This window comes from Rhodococcus antarcticus (assembly GCF_026153295.1).
Classification (GTDB): domain Bacteria; phylum Actinomycetota; class Actinomycetes; order Mycobacteriales; family Mycobacteriaceae; genus Rhodococcus_D; species Rhodococcus_D antarcticus.
In genome coordinates this window covers 1951736-1965459 of record NZ_CP110615.1, presented here as the reverse complement: position 1 = coordinate 1965459, position 13724 = coordinate 1951736, and the positions used below count along the sequence as shown (strand labels likewise).

The following is a 13724-nucleotide window of genomic DNA, read 5'->3' as shown; positions in this document are numbered from 1 at the left end:
ATGGCCTCTACCACCCTCACCTCGACGAGCCCCCAGGTCGCGATCAACGACATCGGCTCGGCTGAGGACTTCATGGCGGCTATCGACGCCACGATCAAGTACTTCAACGATGGTGACATCGTCGAGGGAACCATCGTCAAGGTCGACCGCGACGAGGTCCTGCTCGACATCGGCTACAAGACAGAGGGTGTCATCCCCTCGCGCGAGCTCTCGATCAAGCACGACGTCGACCCCAACGAGGTCGTCTCCGTCGGCGACGTCGTCGAGGCCCTCGTCCTCACCAAGGAGGACAAGGAGGGCCGGCTGATCCTGTCCAAGAAGCGGGCGCAGTACGAGCGCGCGTGGGGCACGATCGAGGCGCTCAAGGAGGCGGACGAGCCCGTCAAGGGCACCGTCATCGAGGTCGTCAAGGGTGGTCTCATCCTGGACATCGGCCTGCGTGGCTTCCTCCCGGCGTCGCTGGTGGAGATGCGCCGCGTGCGCGACCTGCAGCCCTACGTCGGCCAGGAGATCGAGGCCAAGATCATCGAGCTCGACAAGAACCGCAACAACGTGGTCCTGTCGCGCCGGGCGTGGCTCGAGCAGACGCAGTCGGCGGTGCGCAGCGAGTTCCTCAACCAGCTGCAGAAGGGCCAGGTCCGCAAGGGCGTCGTGTCCTCCATCGTCAACTTCGGTGCCTTCGTGGACCTGGGTGGCGTCGACGGCCTGGTGCACGTCTCCGAGCTGTCCTGGAAGCACATCGACCACCCGTCCGAGGTCGTCGAGGTCGGCACCGAGGTCACCGTCGAGGTGCTGGACGTCGACCTGGACCGCGAGCGCGTCTCCCTGTCGCTCAAGGCCACGCAGGAGGACCCGTGGCGCCAGTTCGCCCGGACCCACGCGATCGGCCAGATCGTCCCGGGCAAGGTCACCAAGCTGGTGCCGTTCGGTGCGTTCGTCCGCGTGGACGAGGGCATCGAGGGCCTGGTGCACATCTCCGAGCTGGCCGAGCGCCACGTGGAGATCCCCGACCAGGTCGTGGGCGTCGGCGACGACGTCATGGTCAAGGTCATCGACATCGACCTCGAGCGTCGTCGCATCTCGCTGAGCCTGAAGCAGGCCAACGAGGACTTCCTCGCCGAGTTCGACCCGTCCAAGTACGGCATGGCCGACCAGTACGACGACGGCGGCAACTACATCTTCCCGGAGGGCTTCGACTCCGAGACGAACGAGTGGCTCGAGGGCTTCGACTCCCAGCGCGAGGACTGGGAGCGTCGCTACGCCGAGGCCGAGCGTCGCCACGCCGCCCACAAGGTGCAGGTCGAGAAGTCGATCAAGGACGAGGCCGAGGCCGCGACCGAGACGAACTACTCCTCCGAGACCGGCGTCAGCAACGACGAGGACGGCGACGACGACGCGGCCGGCGACCCCGGCCAGGGTGCGCCCGCGGCCAGCGGTGGCTCGCTCGCCAGCGACGCCCAGCTGGCTGCCCTGCGGGAGAAGCTCTCCGGCGGAGCGTGAACGACCGGAGCGTGAGCTCCACCTGATCGACCGCTCCACCTGAACGACGTCGGCGCCCCGTCCCCCGAGTGGGGGCGGGGCGCCGACGCGCGTGTGGCTCCACCGCTGCGGGGTGTCCACGGTCTAGCGTCGACCCCGTGATCAGGAGGTCGTTCCCGCCGGTGGTCGTCGTGCTGGGCGGCCTGCTCGTCGTGGCTGGCTCCTGCTCTCCCGAGCCCGCGCCGCAGCCGGTCATCGTTCCCACCGTGGCGGCCCCGAGCACCACGGTGGCGCCGACGACCGCGGCCGCCCCGGTCCTGCCGGCGAACTGCGCGGCGATGATCCCCGGCAACCAGCTCGACGCCACCGTGGGCGTACCGGTCTCGAGCGTGGTCGACGTCGTGAACGGCGAGGCGCTGGCCGACATCGGTCGCACCGGGCGCATCACCTGCCGCTACGGCGCTCCCGCGGGGAACTCGTACCCGCTGGAGATCAGCCTCACCAGCTACGCCAGCGCACAGCAGGCCGCGCACCGCGTCACCGTGACCGTCACCGACGCCGAGCAGCAGGGGGTCGGCTCGACCACCGTGCCTGCGGGAGGGGTGGACGGCAGCTTCATCCCGTTCCCGGCGGGTGGGCTGGTCGTGGCCTCCTCGGGCATCTACTCGGTGGCCGTGACGATGGCGCCGACGCTGGTCCCTGCTGACCAGGTCGCGGCGAAGACCGGCGCGCTGGCCGGGATCGTGCTCGCCGCGGCGGGGGTCTGACCCACCCCGGACGCAGACCAGCCCCGGCCGCGCGGGGCGGACGGGGCTGGGACGCGCGCGGGGTCAGGCCAGCGTCGCCGGGGCCCACCACAGCTCGGGGGCGATCGACCGCCGACGCAGTCCGGCGAGGCTGTGCCGGGCCGGGACGAGCAGGGCGGTGAGCCAGGAGCGGCGGTGCTCGGCCAGGGCGGCGGCGACGGGCGAGAACTCGGTGCAGTGCACCAGGGCGTCCGCGCCGAGGCGGTGGCGACCGGGGCTGCGGGGACGGCTGGGCATGGCTTCCTCCGTGTTCGTGGTGTTCGTGACGGAAGGTACGCACGGGGCGGGTGGTGAGGGTGGAGGCGCGCCGTGACCCTGCGCGTTCGTGACGCCGCGCGCCGGTGACCCTGTGCCACACTGAGGCTCGTGCTGAGGGTGGGCCTGACCGGGGGAATCGGGGCGGGGAAGTCGACGGTGTCCTCGACGCTGTCCGAGCTGGGTGCGCTGGTCGTGGACGCCGATCGCATCGCCCGTGAGGTGGTGCAGCCAGGAACGCCAGGTCTGGCTGCGGTGGTCGAGGCCTTCGGGGAGGGCGTGCTCAGCCCCGACGGCACCCTGGACCGGCCCGCGCTGGGCTCCCGCGTGTTCGGCGACGACGAGGCCCGGCGCGTGCTCAACGGGGTGCTGCACCCGCTCATCGGTGCGCGAACGGCAGAGCTGGTAGCCGCTGCGCCCGCGGATGCCGTTCTGCTGCACGACGTCCCGCTTCTCGTCGAGAACCGGATGGGCGCCGTGTTCCACCTCGTCGTCGTGGTGCACACCCCCGAGGACGAGCGCGTGGACCGGCTGGTCTCCCAGCGGGGGATGACCGAGGCCGATGCGCGCGCGAGGATCGCGGCCCAGGCGTCGGACGACGATCGGCGGGCCGCTGCCGACGTCTGGCTCGACAACAGCGGGGCCCCGGACGCGCTGCGGCCGCTGGTGGAGCAGCTGTGGCAGGCGCGGCTGGTCCCCTACGAGCGCCACGTCCGCGAGCGGACCTGGGACCGCCCCCGGCCCGTGCTGGTGCCGGCCGACCCGACGTGGCCCGCGCAGGCTCGGCGTCTCGCCTCCCGGCTGCGGCTGGTGCTCGGTGAGGCGGCGCTGCGCGTGGACCACGTCGGCCCCACCGCGGTGGCGGGCCTGGACGCCGAGGACGTGCTGGACCTGCAGGTGACCGTTCGCTCGCCGGCGGCGGTGGACGGTCTCGCCGATGCACTCGCCGACGGCGGGTTCCCTCGGCACGGCGGCACCCACGACGACCCGAAGGCCGAGCACCCCGACCCGGCCGGCCGGGCGGAGCGGCTGCACGTGCACGCTGATCCGGGCCGCCCCGCGAACGTGCACCTGCGGCTCGACGGGTCCCCGGGGCAGCGCCTCGCCCTGGTGCTCCGTGACTGGCTGCGCGACCAGCCCGAGGTGGTGGCGGAGCGGACCGCTGCGGTGCGGGACACCGAGGTGCTGCCCCGTGCGGCGGCCGAGCAGCCCTGGTTCGACGCGGCGTCCCCGCGGGCGCTCGCGTGGGCGGAGCTCACCGGGTGGGAGCCGGGCCCGCCGGGAGCCAGCTGATCGGCATTCCGAGGCTCGCGAGCCACTGGTCGAGGTCGTGGCGGTGGCTGGCGATGCCGTCCACCGCCGCCGTCATCCGGTGCACGGCGAGCTGGGCGGTGGCCGCGTCGAGCAGGCCCTCCCCGGTGGCCGCGAGCAGCTCGTCGGCGTCCAGCAGCTCGGTGTCGCGGCCGGTCCGGACCACCAGGTCCAGGTAGTGGTCCACCGAGTGCCACACGGAGCCGTCGCGGGTGAACTCGCCGACGTCGACGTAGTGGTCCTGGTCGCGCTCGTGACCGGCGGTGAAGTGGAAGACGGTGGCGCGCAGGCCGAGGCTCGGCAGCAGCCACGACTCGAGGTAGTGGAAGGACGGGTGGTCGGCCGAGCGGGCGACGTACAGCCCCCACGGGTGCTCGGTGTAGACGTCGACCGGCCGCACCACACCCTTGGGATCGGTGTTGGTGCGGCCGCTGACGTCGAAGCGCTCCACCTTCGGCCGGTGCATCCCCATGCGGGGAAACCTAGCCGCAGCGGGTGGTCACATCCTGTCGGCGACCTCGTAGTGGAACATCGTGGTGCCGGCGCCGGCGAAGTTCGGCAGGTCCGCGACGGCCGCGGTGCCCTCGGGCGACCCCATCCCGGCGGCCATGTCGGCGGCCGAGTCGAACACCAGCTCCGCGACCATGTAGAAGGCGGGATCGCCGGAGTCCATGGCGTGGGCGTGGCCGGTGGTGAAGGCGCGCAGGCCCGGGATCTTCGCCGCGAGGGGGGCGTGCGTGCCGCTGTAGTGGGCGTCGAAGGCGGCCGGGTCGGTGGGGGCGTGGTAGCTGACGACGAGTGTGTGCATGGTGGCGATGATGCCCGTGCTGTGAGCGGCACCACAACTGGACGTCGTCCTGGGCCCTCGGTCACCCGGTTCGTGTCGGACCCCGCGCCTACCCTGGTCCCGTGGCCCAGAAGACCGAGAAGTCCCCCGTGAGCGCGCCCGTCGTCCCCGAGCACGGGGTGCTGTCCCACTCGGAGTTCCGGCCGGTCAGCGACGTGCCCCGCAAGCGGGGGGAGTTCCAGGTGGTCAGCGACTACCAGCCCGCCGGCGACCAGCCGGCGGCCATCGACGAGCTGGAGAAGCGGCTCAAGGCGGGTGAGCCGGACGTGGTCCTGCTCGGCGCCACCGGCACCGGCAAGTCGGCCACCACGGCGTGGCTGGTGGAGCGGCTGCAGCGCCCCACGCTCGTCCTGGCCCCGAACAAGACCCTCGCCGCCCAGCTCGCCAACGAGCTGCGCGGCTACTTCCCGCACAACGCCGTCGAGTACTTCGTCTCCTACTACGACTACTACCAGCCGGAGGCGTACGTCCCGCAGACGGACACGTACATCGAGAAGGACTCCTCGACCAACGACGAGGTCGAGAGGCTGCGGCACTCGGCCACGATGAGCCTGCTGACCCGCCGCGACGTCATCGTCGTCGCCTCCGTCAGCTGCATCTACGGCCTGGGCACCCCGCAGGAGTACCTCGACCGATCCATCGGCGTCCGCGTCGGCGACACCCTCGACCGGGAGACGCTGCTGCGTGCGCTCGTCGACGTGCAGTACACCCGCAACGACCTCGCCTTCGCCCGCGGCACGTTCCGGGTGCGGGGGGACACGGTGGAGGTCATCCCCGCCTACGAGGAGCTCGCGGTGCGCATCGAGTTCTTCGGGGACGAGGTGGAGGCGCTCTACTACCTGCACCCGCTCACCGGGGACGTGGTGCGCGACGTGGCCGAGACCCGCGTGTTCCCGGCCACCCACTACGTGGCCGGTCCGGAGCGGATGGAGCGCGCCACCCGGGACATCGAGGCCGAGCTCGCCGAGCAGCTGGCCAAGATGGAGGGCTCGGGCAAGCTCCTGGAGGCCCAGCGGCTGCGCATGCGCACCACCTACGACCTGGAGATGATGCGTCAGGTCGGCTTCTGCTCCGGCATCGAGAACTACTCCCGGCACGTCGACGGCCGCGCGCCCGGTTCCGCGGGTGCCACGCTGCTCGACTACTTCCCCGACGACTTCCTGCTCGTCATCGACGAGTCGCACGTGACGGTGCCCCAGGTCGGCGGCATGTACGAGGGCGACATGAGCCGCAAGCGGACCCTGGTCGAGCACGGGTTCCGCCTCCCCAGCGCCATGGACAACCGTCCGCTGCGCTGGGAGGAGTTCACCGATCGGATCGGCCAGACCGTGTACCTGTCGGCCACCCCCGGCAAGTACGAGATGGCCCAGGCCGGTGGCGAGTACGTGGAGCAGGTCATCCGACCGACGGGGCTGGTGGACCCGCAGGTGGTGGTGAAGCCGACCAAGGGCCAGATCGACGACCTGGTCCACGAGATCCGGCTGCGGGCCGAGCGGAACGAGCGGGTGCTGGTGACCACGCTGACCAAGAAGATGTCCGAGGACCTCACCGACTACCTCCTCGAGCTCGGGATCAAGGTGCGCTACCTGCACTCCGAGGTCGACACGTTGCGCCGGGTGGAGCTGCTGCGCCAGCTGCGGCAGGGCGAGTACGACGTGCTGGTGGGGATCAACCTGCTGCGGGAGGGCCTGGACCTCCCGGAGGTGTCGTTGGTGGCGATCCTCGACGCGGACAAGGAGGGGTTCCTCCGCAGCGCGACCTCGCTGATCCAGACCATCGGACGTGCGGCCCGCAACGTCTCGGGCGAGGTGCACATGTACGCCGACAAGATCACGGCCTCCATGGCCCAGGCCATCGAGGAGACCGACCGCCGTCGCGAGAAGCAGGTGGCCTACAACCTCGAGCGCGGGCTCGACCCGCAGCCGCTGCGCAAGAAGATCGCGGACATTCTCGACGTGGTCTACGCGGAGGCCGACGACACCGCAGGTATCGGGATCGGGGGATCCGGCCGCAACTCCAGCCGGGGCAAGCGGGCCACGGGGGAGCCGGGCCGGGCGTCCAGCTCGGGCGTGGTGGACGGACGGGACGTGAGTTCCATGCCGCGTGCCGAGCTCGCCGACCTGGTGCAGCAGCTGACCGACCAGATGATGGGGGCCGCACGGGACCTGCAGTTCGAGCTCGCCGGGCGGCTGCGCGACGAGATCCACGACCTGAAGAAGGAGCTGCGCGGGATGGACGCGGCGGGCGTCAGCTGACCCGGCCGCGTGCACGGGGGACACGTCGACGGCTCGGGCGCGGACAGGACCGAAGGGGCCGAGCCCCGGACGGGAACGGCTCAGCTGGTGATGTCCTTGGTGGCGAAGCGGCGCCACGCCACCAGCCCGAAGACCGTCGCGTAGGCGAGCGAGGAGAACGTGCCGCGCACCATCCCGTCCCAGTCGACGTCGACGCTGAGCAGCGCCGTCCACGCGTTGGCGTAGTGCGTGGGGAGCCAGACCCGCAGGCCGCCCAGTGCGGGGATCGCGTCGAGGATCTGGCTCAGGATCGTGATCATCACGGCCCCGCCCACCGCGCCCAGCGGAGCGTCGGTGAGGACCGACATGGCCATCGCCAGACCGGCCACCCAGCTCAGCTGCAGGGCCACGAACACCACGATCAGCACCAGCCGCCCCACACCCCGCCCGTAGCCGAGCGCCTCGCCCAGGGGGTTCAGCACAGGGTTCGCCCCGTAGACGGCCGTGCCCAGCGCCAGGGCGACCGCGGGCAGCAGGACCAGCCCGAACAGCGACACCCCGCCGGCCACGACGGCCTTCTGCCGCAGCAGCCGCGCCCGGGGGACGGGCATCGCGAGCAGGTACCGCAGGCTCGACCACGAGGCTTCGCTGGCCACGGAGTCGCCGAAGAACAGCGACACGACGACGACCAGCAGGAACCCCGTCGACACGAACAGGGTGAAGACCGTGAAGTTCAGCCCGCCGCTGGTGGCCAGGTCGACGAACCCGCCCGAGGTGGAGCCCGAGCTGTTGCCGAACGTGAACGCGAGAGCCAGCAGGAAGGGCAGCAGCACCAGGAACCCCAGGCTGATCTGCGTGCGTCGCCGGGTCAGCTGGCGGCGGAGCTCGGTGCGCACGGACAGCGTCCGTCCGGCCCGGTAGCCCGCCGCCCGACCGTCGGCCTGCGGGGTACCGGCCCGCGGGGTGTCGGCCCGCGGGGTGTCGGCCCGCGAGTTGTCGACCTCGGGGACGGCGGCGGTCCCAGCACCTGGCTCACTCATCGCGCGTCCCGCTCCCGGTCGTGTCGTTGTCCACCAGCGCCAGGAAGACGTCTTCCAGGCGGTTGCGCGGCGCCACCGCGCTCACTGCGAACCCGGCGCCCACCAGCACCCGGACGGCCTCGGCCGCGGGGACGTCCGCCAGGTCGGCCTGGACCGCGCCCGAGGGGGAGCCGTCGCCGGGCTCGGCCAGCGACACCTCACCCACCCCGTCCAGCGCGCGCAGCACCTCGACGGCCCGGTCGGGGTCGCTGACGCGCAGCACCACCCGGCCGTCGGCGGAGACGATGTCGGCCACGGTCCCGGCGGCGACCACCTTCCCCTTGTGCATCACCACCACGTGGCTGCAGGTCTGCTCCACCTCCGAGAGCAGGTGGCTCGACACCAGCACCGTGCGCCCGGTGGCCGCGTAGTCCCGCAGCACCCCCCGCATGGCCCGGATCTGCGGCGGGTCGAGGCCGTTGGTGGGTTCGTCGAGCACGAGCAGGTCCGGCAGCCCGAGCATGGCCTGGGCGATGGCGAGACGCTGGCGCATCCCCTGGCTGTAGCTGCGCACCTTGCGCTCGACCGCGGAGCCCAGCCCGGCGATGGCCAGGGCCTCCTCGAGGTGCGCGTCCTCGTGCGGGCGCCCGGTGGCCGCCCAGTACAGCTCCAGGTTCGCGGTCCCGGTGAGGTGCGGCAGGAAGCCGGACCCCTCGACGAACGAGCCCAGTCGGGACAGCACCGGTGAGCCCGCGCTGATCCGGTGGCCGAACACCCGGATCTCGCCCTCGGTGGGGGAGATCAGACCCATCAGCATGCGCAGCGTCGTCGTCTTGCCGGCTCCGTTGGGCCCGAGCAGGCCGAGCACCTGGCCGTGGAGCACCTCGAGGTCGACGCCGTCCACGGCCCGGAAGCCGTCCGCGTAGGACTTGGCGAGCCCGCGGACCACGAGCGGGGTGTCGACCAGCGCCGGGTCCACCTCGTCGCTCCCGCGCCGCCGCAGACGCAGCCCCAGTGCGAGGCCCGCCACCACGAGCACCAGCGCGCCGATGCCCAGCAGCGGTGCCAGCGGCACGGTCGAGGAGGTCGCCGCGGTGCCGTCGACCACCGGCAGCACCAGCCCGTCCCGGGCCAGCCCGAGGGTGAACGCGGCCGGGGTCAGGGGCACGGCGTAGGCCTGGTCGGTGGTCGACACCGCCAGCTGCAGGGTGTGCCCGGCCTCGACCGGCCGGACGATCCCCGGCAGCGTCACCTCGACGGTGGTCGGTGTCGCCGCCGTGAGCCCGGTGACCCGGAAGGCCGAGACCCCCCCGCCGGGCAGCGTCTTCGTCCCGTCGGCGGCGACGTCGTAGAGCTTGGCGAACAGCACCGCCTCGCCCCCACCGGTCAGGTCCGTGATCGTGATGGCGACCCGGGGGCTGCCGGTGACCGTGAACCGCTCGGTCAGGGGCGCGGTGCTGAACGTGGCCACCTGACCAGGGATGTCGAGGTTCGCGAGGCCACCGAGACCCGAGGAGGCCAGTGCCCCCAGCGCGCTGCCCAGGCCGGGGATCGTGCTGATGGCGGAGGGGGAGGCGCCGGGCGGCCGCAGTACCGGCCGGCTCGCCCCGTCGAGCTGGACCGTGCGGGTCCTCGTCGCGGATCCGTCGAGCCCGGGGTACGCCGCAGCCTGCACCGAGCGGGTGCGCACCTGTCCCCGGCTGCTCACCGATCCGGCGACCTCGTAGCGGAACCCGGTGCCGGGATCGGTGCCCTGGCCGAGGAGGTGGAAGCGGAGGAAGGCCTCGACCTGGGCGTCCGCGTCGGGGTTGGTGCCACCGGCGTCGTGCCCGCCCGCGAACCAGCTCACCGTCACCGGGGCGCCGGCGGCGGCGATCTGCCGGGCGTTGGCATCGGCCTGGTCGAGGCCGAACAGGGTGTCCTGCTCGCCCTGCAGGAGCAGGGTCGGTGCGCGCACCCCGGCGTTCGTGCTGGTGGGGGAGTTCGCTCGCAGCAGGGCCAGCAGCGCGGCCGAGGGGCGACCCGACTGCGAGGCGTCGAGGTAGCCGGCGCAGACCTGCTGGGTGAACCGCCCGCACACCCCGGCGGCGGAGGCGCCGCTGGCGAAGAAGATGCCGGCCCAGCTGCGCTTGAGCACCCCGTCGGAGCCGGTGGCCCCGGCCGCGGGGGTGGTGGCGTCCACGGGTGCGGCCGCAGCGAGGTCGGGCAGCAGGGCCTGGCCGAGGTCGTTCCACGTGATGGCGGCGACGTCGGCGTCGATCCGCGGGTCCGTGCCGGCCAGCGACAGGGCGAGGGCTCCACCGTAGGAGGCACCGGCCACGCCGACGCGCGGGTCCCCCGGTCCGTCGAGCTGCACCTCGGGCTGGGTGGCGAGGTAGTCGACCAGCGCACGGCCGTCGGCCACCTCCGCGTCGGGTGCGTTGACGCCGATCTGCCCGGTGCTCGCTCCGAAGCCCCGGGCGCTCCACGCCAGCACCACGAAGCCGTCGGCGGCGAGCTGGCGGGCCTGGGCGGACACGGAGTCCTTGCTGCCGCCGAAGCCGTGGGCCAGCAGCACGGCGGGGGCCGGGGTGGTGGCGGGGGTGTACATCGTGGCGTCGAGGGTGACGGTGTCGGCGCTGCCGGGGGCGGCCGGCACGTCCAGGGTCAGCCGGCGCTCGGCCGCCGCCCCGGTGCTCGATCCGGAGCCCTGGACCGCCACGGCGACCACCACACCCACCACCGCCACCACGAGCACGACGATCAGGGCGAGGAAGCGGCGGGGGAGTCGCGAAGGCACGCCCCCACGGTAGGTGAGCAGGGGGTGGCGGGCCCGGCACGCACGCCCCGGGGGTGGGCGGCGTCACTGTTCACCCTCCGAGGTGGACCGATACCCGTTACGGTCGCCTCCACCCGCACACGGCCGTGCGGCCCGAGCACATGGAGGTCCCCCGGTGAGCGCCTACCGCACCGTCGTCGTCGGAACGGACGGTTCCGACTCGTCCTTGCGCGCGGTCGACCGCGCCGCGGCCATCGCCGGTGACGCCGGCGCCCGCCTCGTCATCGCGTGCGCCTACTACCCGGCCACCGACCGCGAGGTGCAGCGCGCCTCGGAGGTGCTCCGCGAGGAGGCCTACCAGGTGGTGGGGTCCGCTCCGGCGGAAGACACCCTGCAGACCGCCCACGACCGCGCCGTGGCGGCCGGCGCCCACGACATCGTGAAGGTCCCCGTGACCGGCGCGCCCGTGGAGGCCCTGCTCACCCTGGTCGACGAGCACGCCGCGGACCTGCTGGTGGTCGGGAACCGGGGTCTGAACACGCTGACCGGCCGCCTGCTCGGCTCGGTGCCCTCGGACACCGCGCGCAAGGCCACGTGCGACGTGCTCATCGTCCACACCGTGCGCTGACGGCAGTGGTCGACCCCGCGGGCGACGAGCTGCTGGCCTCGCTGCAGTCCGAGCTCGAGCGGGGTCTGCTCGGGGGTCGCCGTCGCTACGACCGCGTCCAGGTGGCGGAACGGTCCGGCGTGCCGCTGGACCGAGCGCGACGACTCTGGGTGGCGATGGGCTTCGCGGAGAGCGAGGACCCGGACGCGGTGTCGTTCACCGACGGGGACGTGCAGGCGCTGCAGACCATCGCCGGGCTCGTGGACGAGGGCGTCATCGATCCCGACGACGAGGTGTCGGTGACCCGGGCCCTCGGCCAGTCGTTGAGCCGGCTCGCCGAGTGGCAGGTGACGCTGATGAACACCTGGTTGGTGGAGAAGGCCGCCTCCTCCGCCGCCGAGGGTGAGCTCGACCTGGACGCGGTGCGTGCGGAGGTCGCCCGGGCCTCGGTCGACCTGGTGCCGACCATGGAGGCGCTGCAGTCCTACGTCTGGCGACGCCACCTCGCGGCCGCGGCCGGGCGGGCGCTGGTCGGGCCCGGGGAGGAGCTGACCAGGCGCACGCTCGTGATCGGCTTCGCGGACATGGTCGGCTACACCACCCTGACCCGGTCGCTGGACGCCACCGAGCTCACCCGCCTGCTGGAGCGCTTCGAGTCCACCGCCATGAGCGCGGTGGCCCAGGGGCACGGCTGGGTGGTGAAGACCGTGGGCGACGAGGTGATGTTCGCTGCGAGCGACCCCGTGCGAGCCGCGGCGATCGCACTGGACCTGCGTCGCCGGGTCCTGGCCGAGGACGACCTGCCCGGCATCCGCATCGGGATGGCCCACGGCGAGGTGCTCGTGCGGTTCGGCGACGCCTACGGCTCCGTGGTGAACCTCGCGTCCCGGCTGACCGCGGCGGCCAAGCCGGACACGGTCCTGGTGGACCGGGAGCTGGCTGCGGTGCTGGCCGACGACCCCGCGTGCGTCCTGAAGCCGATGCGCTCGCTGCGGGTGCGGGGGTTCGCGAAGGTCGCGCCGTTCGGGCTGCGCGAGCCGGGCTAGGGCCGCAGCAGCGTGGTCACGGGCGGAGCCCGAGCGCGGCGCACGCCCGCGCGGTCAGGGTCGTCGCGTCCAGCGTGAGGTCGAGGGTGACGCCGGCCTCGTCCTCGCCCAGCGGTTCGAGGTCCGCGTACTGGGAGTCGAGCAGCTCCGGCGGCATGAAGTGCCCGGAGCGACCGCCCAGCCGGTCCGCGACGACCTGCTGGGGGCCGGCGAGGTGGACGAACCGCACGCCGGGACCGGCGGTGCGCAGCACGTCGCGGTAGGCGCGCTTGAGGGCGGAGCAGGTGATCACGGCCGTCTCACCGGCCGTGGCGCGCTCCCCGAGCCAGGAGGCGATGTCCGCGAGCCACGGCGCGCGGTCCTGGTCGTCCAGCGGGTGACCGGCGCTCATCTTGTCGATGTTCGCCCGGGAGTGGAACTCGTCCGCCTCGGCTAAGCGCGCGCCCACCTCCTCGGCGAGCAGCCGGGCGACGGTGGTCTTGCCGGAGCCCGACACCCCCGTGACGACGACCTGCAGTGCGGTGGCACCCACGTCTGGCCCCTTCGTCGACCGGCAGCACTCCCGCTCCGGAGCACCCAATCATACTACCTTTCTTGGTCCGCATCCGAACGCGCGGGGTTAGGCTCCGATCCGTGGTGGTCGAGCGGGGGTCTGCGCAGCGGGCGGGAGGGCTCCACGCACGCCTGCTGGACGATCTCGGCACCGCGATCGCGGAGGGCCGCACCCCCGCCGGCAGCGTGCTGCGGATCGAGGACCTCGAGGCCCGCTTCTGCCTCTCGCGCACCGTCGTCCGCGAGGCGGTCAGGGTGCTGGAGTCCCTGGGCATGGTGACCAGCCGCCGTCGGGTGGGGCTCACCGTGCAGCCCAGCCGGTGCTGGTCGGTCTACGACCCCAAGGTGATCCGCTGGCGACTGGCCGGCTCCGGACGGGCCGACCAGCTCCGCTCCCTCACGGCGCTGCGCTCGGCGGTGGAGCCGCTGGCCGCCTCCGGTGCGGCCACCCACATCGACCCGGTGCACGCGGACGAGCTCGTGGACACCGCGGCCGCCCTGGAGTCCACGGGCCGGGAGGGCGACCTCGTCGCCTTCCTCGCCCTCGACCTCGCCTTCCACCGCGCGGTCCTGGCGCACAGCGGCAACGAGATGTTCGCGGCGCTCGACGGCGCGGTGGCTGCCGTGCTGACCGGGCGCACCGAGCACGGTCTCGTGCCGGCCAACCCCGAGCCGCGGGCCCTGGCGCTGCACGTCGAGGTGGCGCGCGCCGTCCGTGCGGGGGAGCCGGTGGCGGCCGAGGCCGCCATGCGCGCGCTGACCGCCGAGTCCACGGCGGGTCTGGACGTGCTCCCGTGACGACCTCGACCC

The 13724-nt window shown here is 72.9% G+C and carries 13 protein-coding genes; 7 read left to right on the top strand and 6 right to left on the bottom strand.

Going from position 1 to position 13724, the window contains the following annotated elements:
* Positions 1-1500, top strand: coding sequence for a 30S ribosomal protein S1 (gene rpsA, locus RHODO2019_RS09440; RefSeq protein ID WP_265381566.1), 1500 nt, complete (start codon positions 1-3; stop codon positions 1498-1500).
* A gap of 137 nt (positions 1501-1637) precedes the next feature.
* Positions 1638-2246: a hypothetical protein gene (locus RHODO2019_RS09435; protein ID WP_265381565.1), complete on the top strand. Its 609-nt coding sequence runs from the start codon at positions 1638-1640 to the stop codon at positions 2244-2246.
* A gap of 63 nt (positions 2247-2309) precedes the next feature.
* Here the strand turns inward: RHODO2019_RS09435 and RHODO2019_RS09430 are convergent, their stop codons facing one another.
* Positions 2310-2522 (bottom strand): hypothetical protein, encoded by a 213-nt coding sequence (locus RHODO2019_RS09430; RefSeq protein ID WP_265381564.1) that lies wholly within the window; start codon positions 2520-2522, stop codon positions 2310-2312.
* Positions 2523-2651: 129 nt separating this feature from the next.
* Between RHODO2019_RS09430 and coaE the strand changes: the two genes are divergently transcribed.
* The gene (gene coaE / locus RHODO2019_RS09425) at positions 2652-3833 is read left to right on the top strand and encodes a dephospho-CoA kinase (protein WP_265381563.1); all 1182 of its coding nucleotides are present in this window, start codon (positions 2652-2654) and stop codon (positions 3831-3833) included.
* On the opposite strand, the gene RHODO2019_RS09420 is transcribed toward coaE, so the two are convergent.
* Entirely contained in the window at positions 3796-4323 is a 528-nt protein-coding gene (locus tag RHODO2019_RS09420) for a ribonuclease FAU-1 family protein (RefSeq protein WP_265381562.1), read from the bottom strand. The genes coaE and RHODO2019_RS09420 overlap by 38 nt on opposite strands.
* Before the next feature lie 27 nt (positions 4324-4350).
* Entirely contained in the window at positions 4351-4659 is a 309-nt protein-coding gene (locus RHODO2019_RS09415; RefSeq protein WP_265381561.1) for an EthD family reductase, read from the bottom strand.
* 128 nt (positions 4660-4787) lie between these two features.
* On the opposite strand from RHODO2019_RS09415, the gene uvrB reads away from it, so the two are divergent.
* Positions 4788-6953 carry an excinuclease ABC subunit UvrB gene (uvrB, locus tag RHODO2019_RS09410; protein ID WP_290428900.1) on the top strand — a complete coding sequence of 722 codons (2166 nt, stop codon included), beginning with the start codon at positions 4788-4790 and terminating at the stop codon, positions 6951-6953.
* An 80-nt stretch (positions 6954-7033) separates the two neighbouring features.
* Here the strand turns inward: uvrB and RHODO2019_RS09405 are convergent, their stop codons facing one another.
* Entirely contained in the window at positions 7034-7972 is a 939-nt protein-coding gene (locus RHODO2019_RS09405) for an ABC transporter permease (RefSeq protein WP_265381560.1), read from the bottom strand.
* Positions 7965-10730: an alpha/beta fold hydrolase gene (locus RHODO2019_RS09400; RefSeq protein ID WP_265381559.1), complete on the bottom strand. Its 2766-nt coding sequence runs from the start codon at positions 10728-10730 to the stop codon at positions 7965-7967. Before RHODO2019_RS09400 ends, RHODO2019_RS09405 begins: the two co-directional genes overlap by 8 nt.
* Before the next feature lie 154 nt (positions 10731-10884).
* Here RHODO2019_RS09400 and RHODO2019_RS09395 point away from each other — a divergent pair, with 154 nt between their 5' ends.
* Both RHODO2019_RS09395 and RHODO2019_RS09390 read left to right on the top strand, forming a co-directional pair.
* Positions 10885-11337 (top strand): universal stress protein, encoded by a 453-nt coding sequence (locus RHODO2019_RS09395; protein WP_265381558.1) that lies wholly within the window; start codon positions 10885-10887, stop codon positions 11335-11337.
* A 5-nt stretch (positions 11338-11342) separates the two neighbouring features.
* Positions 11343-12362: an adenylate/guanylate cyclase domain-containing protein gene (locus RHODO2019_RS09390; RefSeq protein ID WP_265381557.1), complete on the top strand. Its 1020-nt coding sequence runs from the start codon at positions 11343-11345 to the stop codon at positions 12360-12362.
* A 16-nt stretch (positions 12363-12378) separates the two neighbouring features.
* Here RHODO2019_RS09390 and RHODO2019_RS09385 read toward each other — a convergent pair whose 3' ends face one another.
* Entirely contained in the window at positions 12379-12894 is a 516-nt protein-coding gene (locus RHODO2019_RS09385; protein ID WP_265381556.1) for a gluconokinase, read from the bottom strand.
* 101 nt (positions 12895-12995) lie between these two features.
* On the opposite strand from RHODO2019_RS09385, the gene RHODO2019_RS09380 reads away from it, so the two are divergent.
* Positions 12996-13712 carry a FadR/GntR family transcriptional regulator gene (locus RHODO2019_RS09380; protein ID WP_265381555.1) on the top strand — a complete coding sequence of 239 codons (717 nt, stop codon included), beginning with the start codon at positions 12996-12998 and terminating at the stop codon, positions 13710-13712.
* Positions 13713-13724 lie beyond the last annotated feature (12 nt).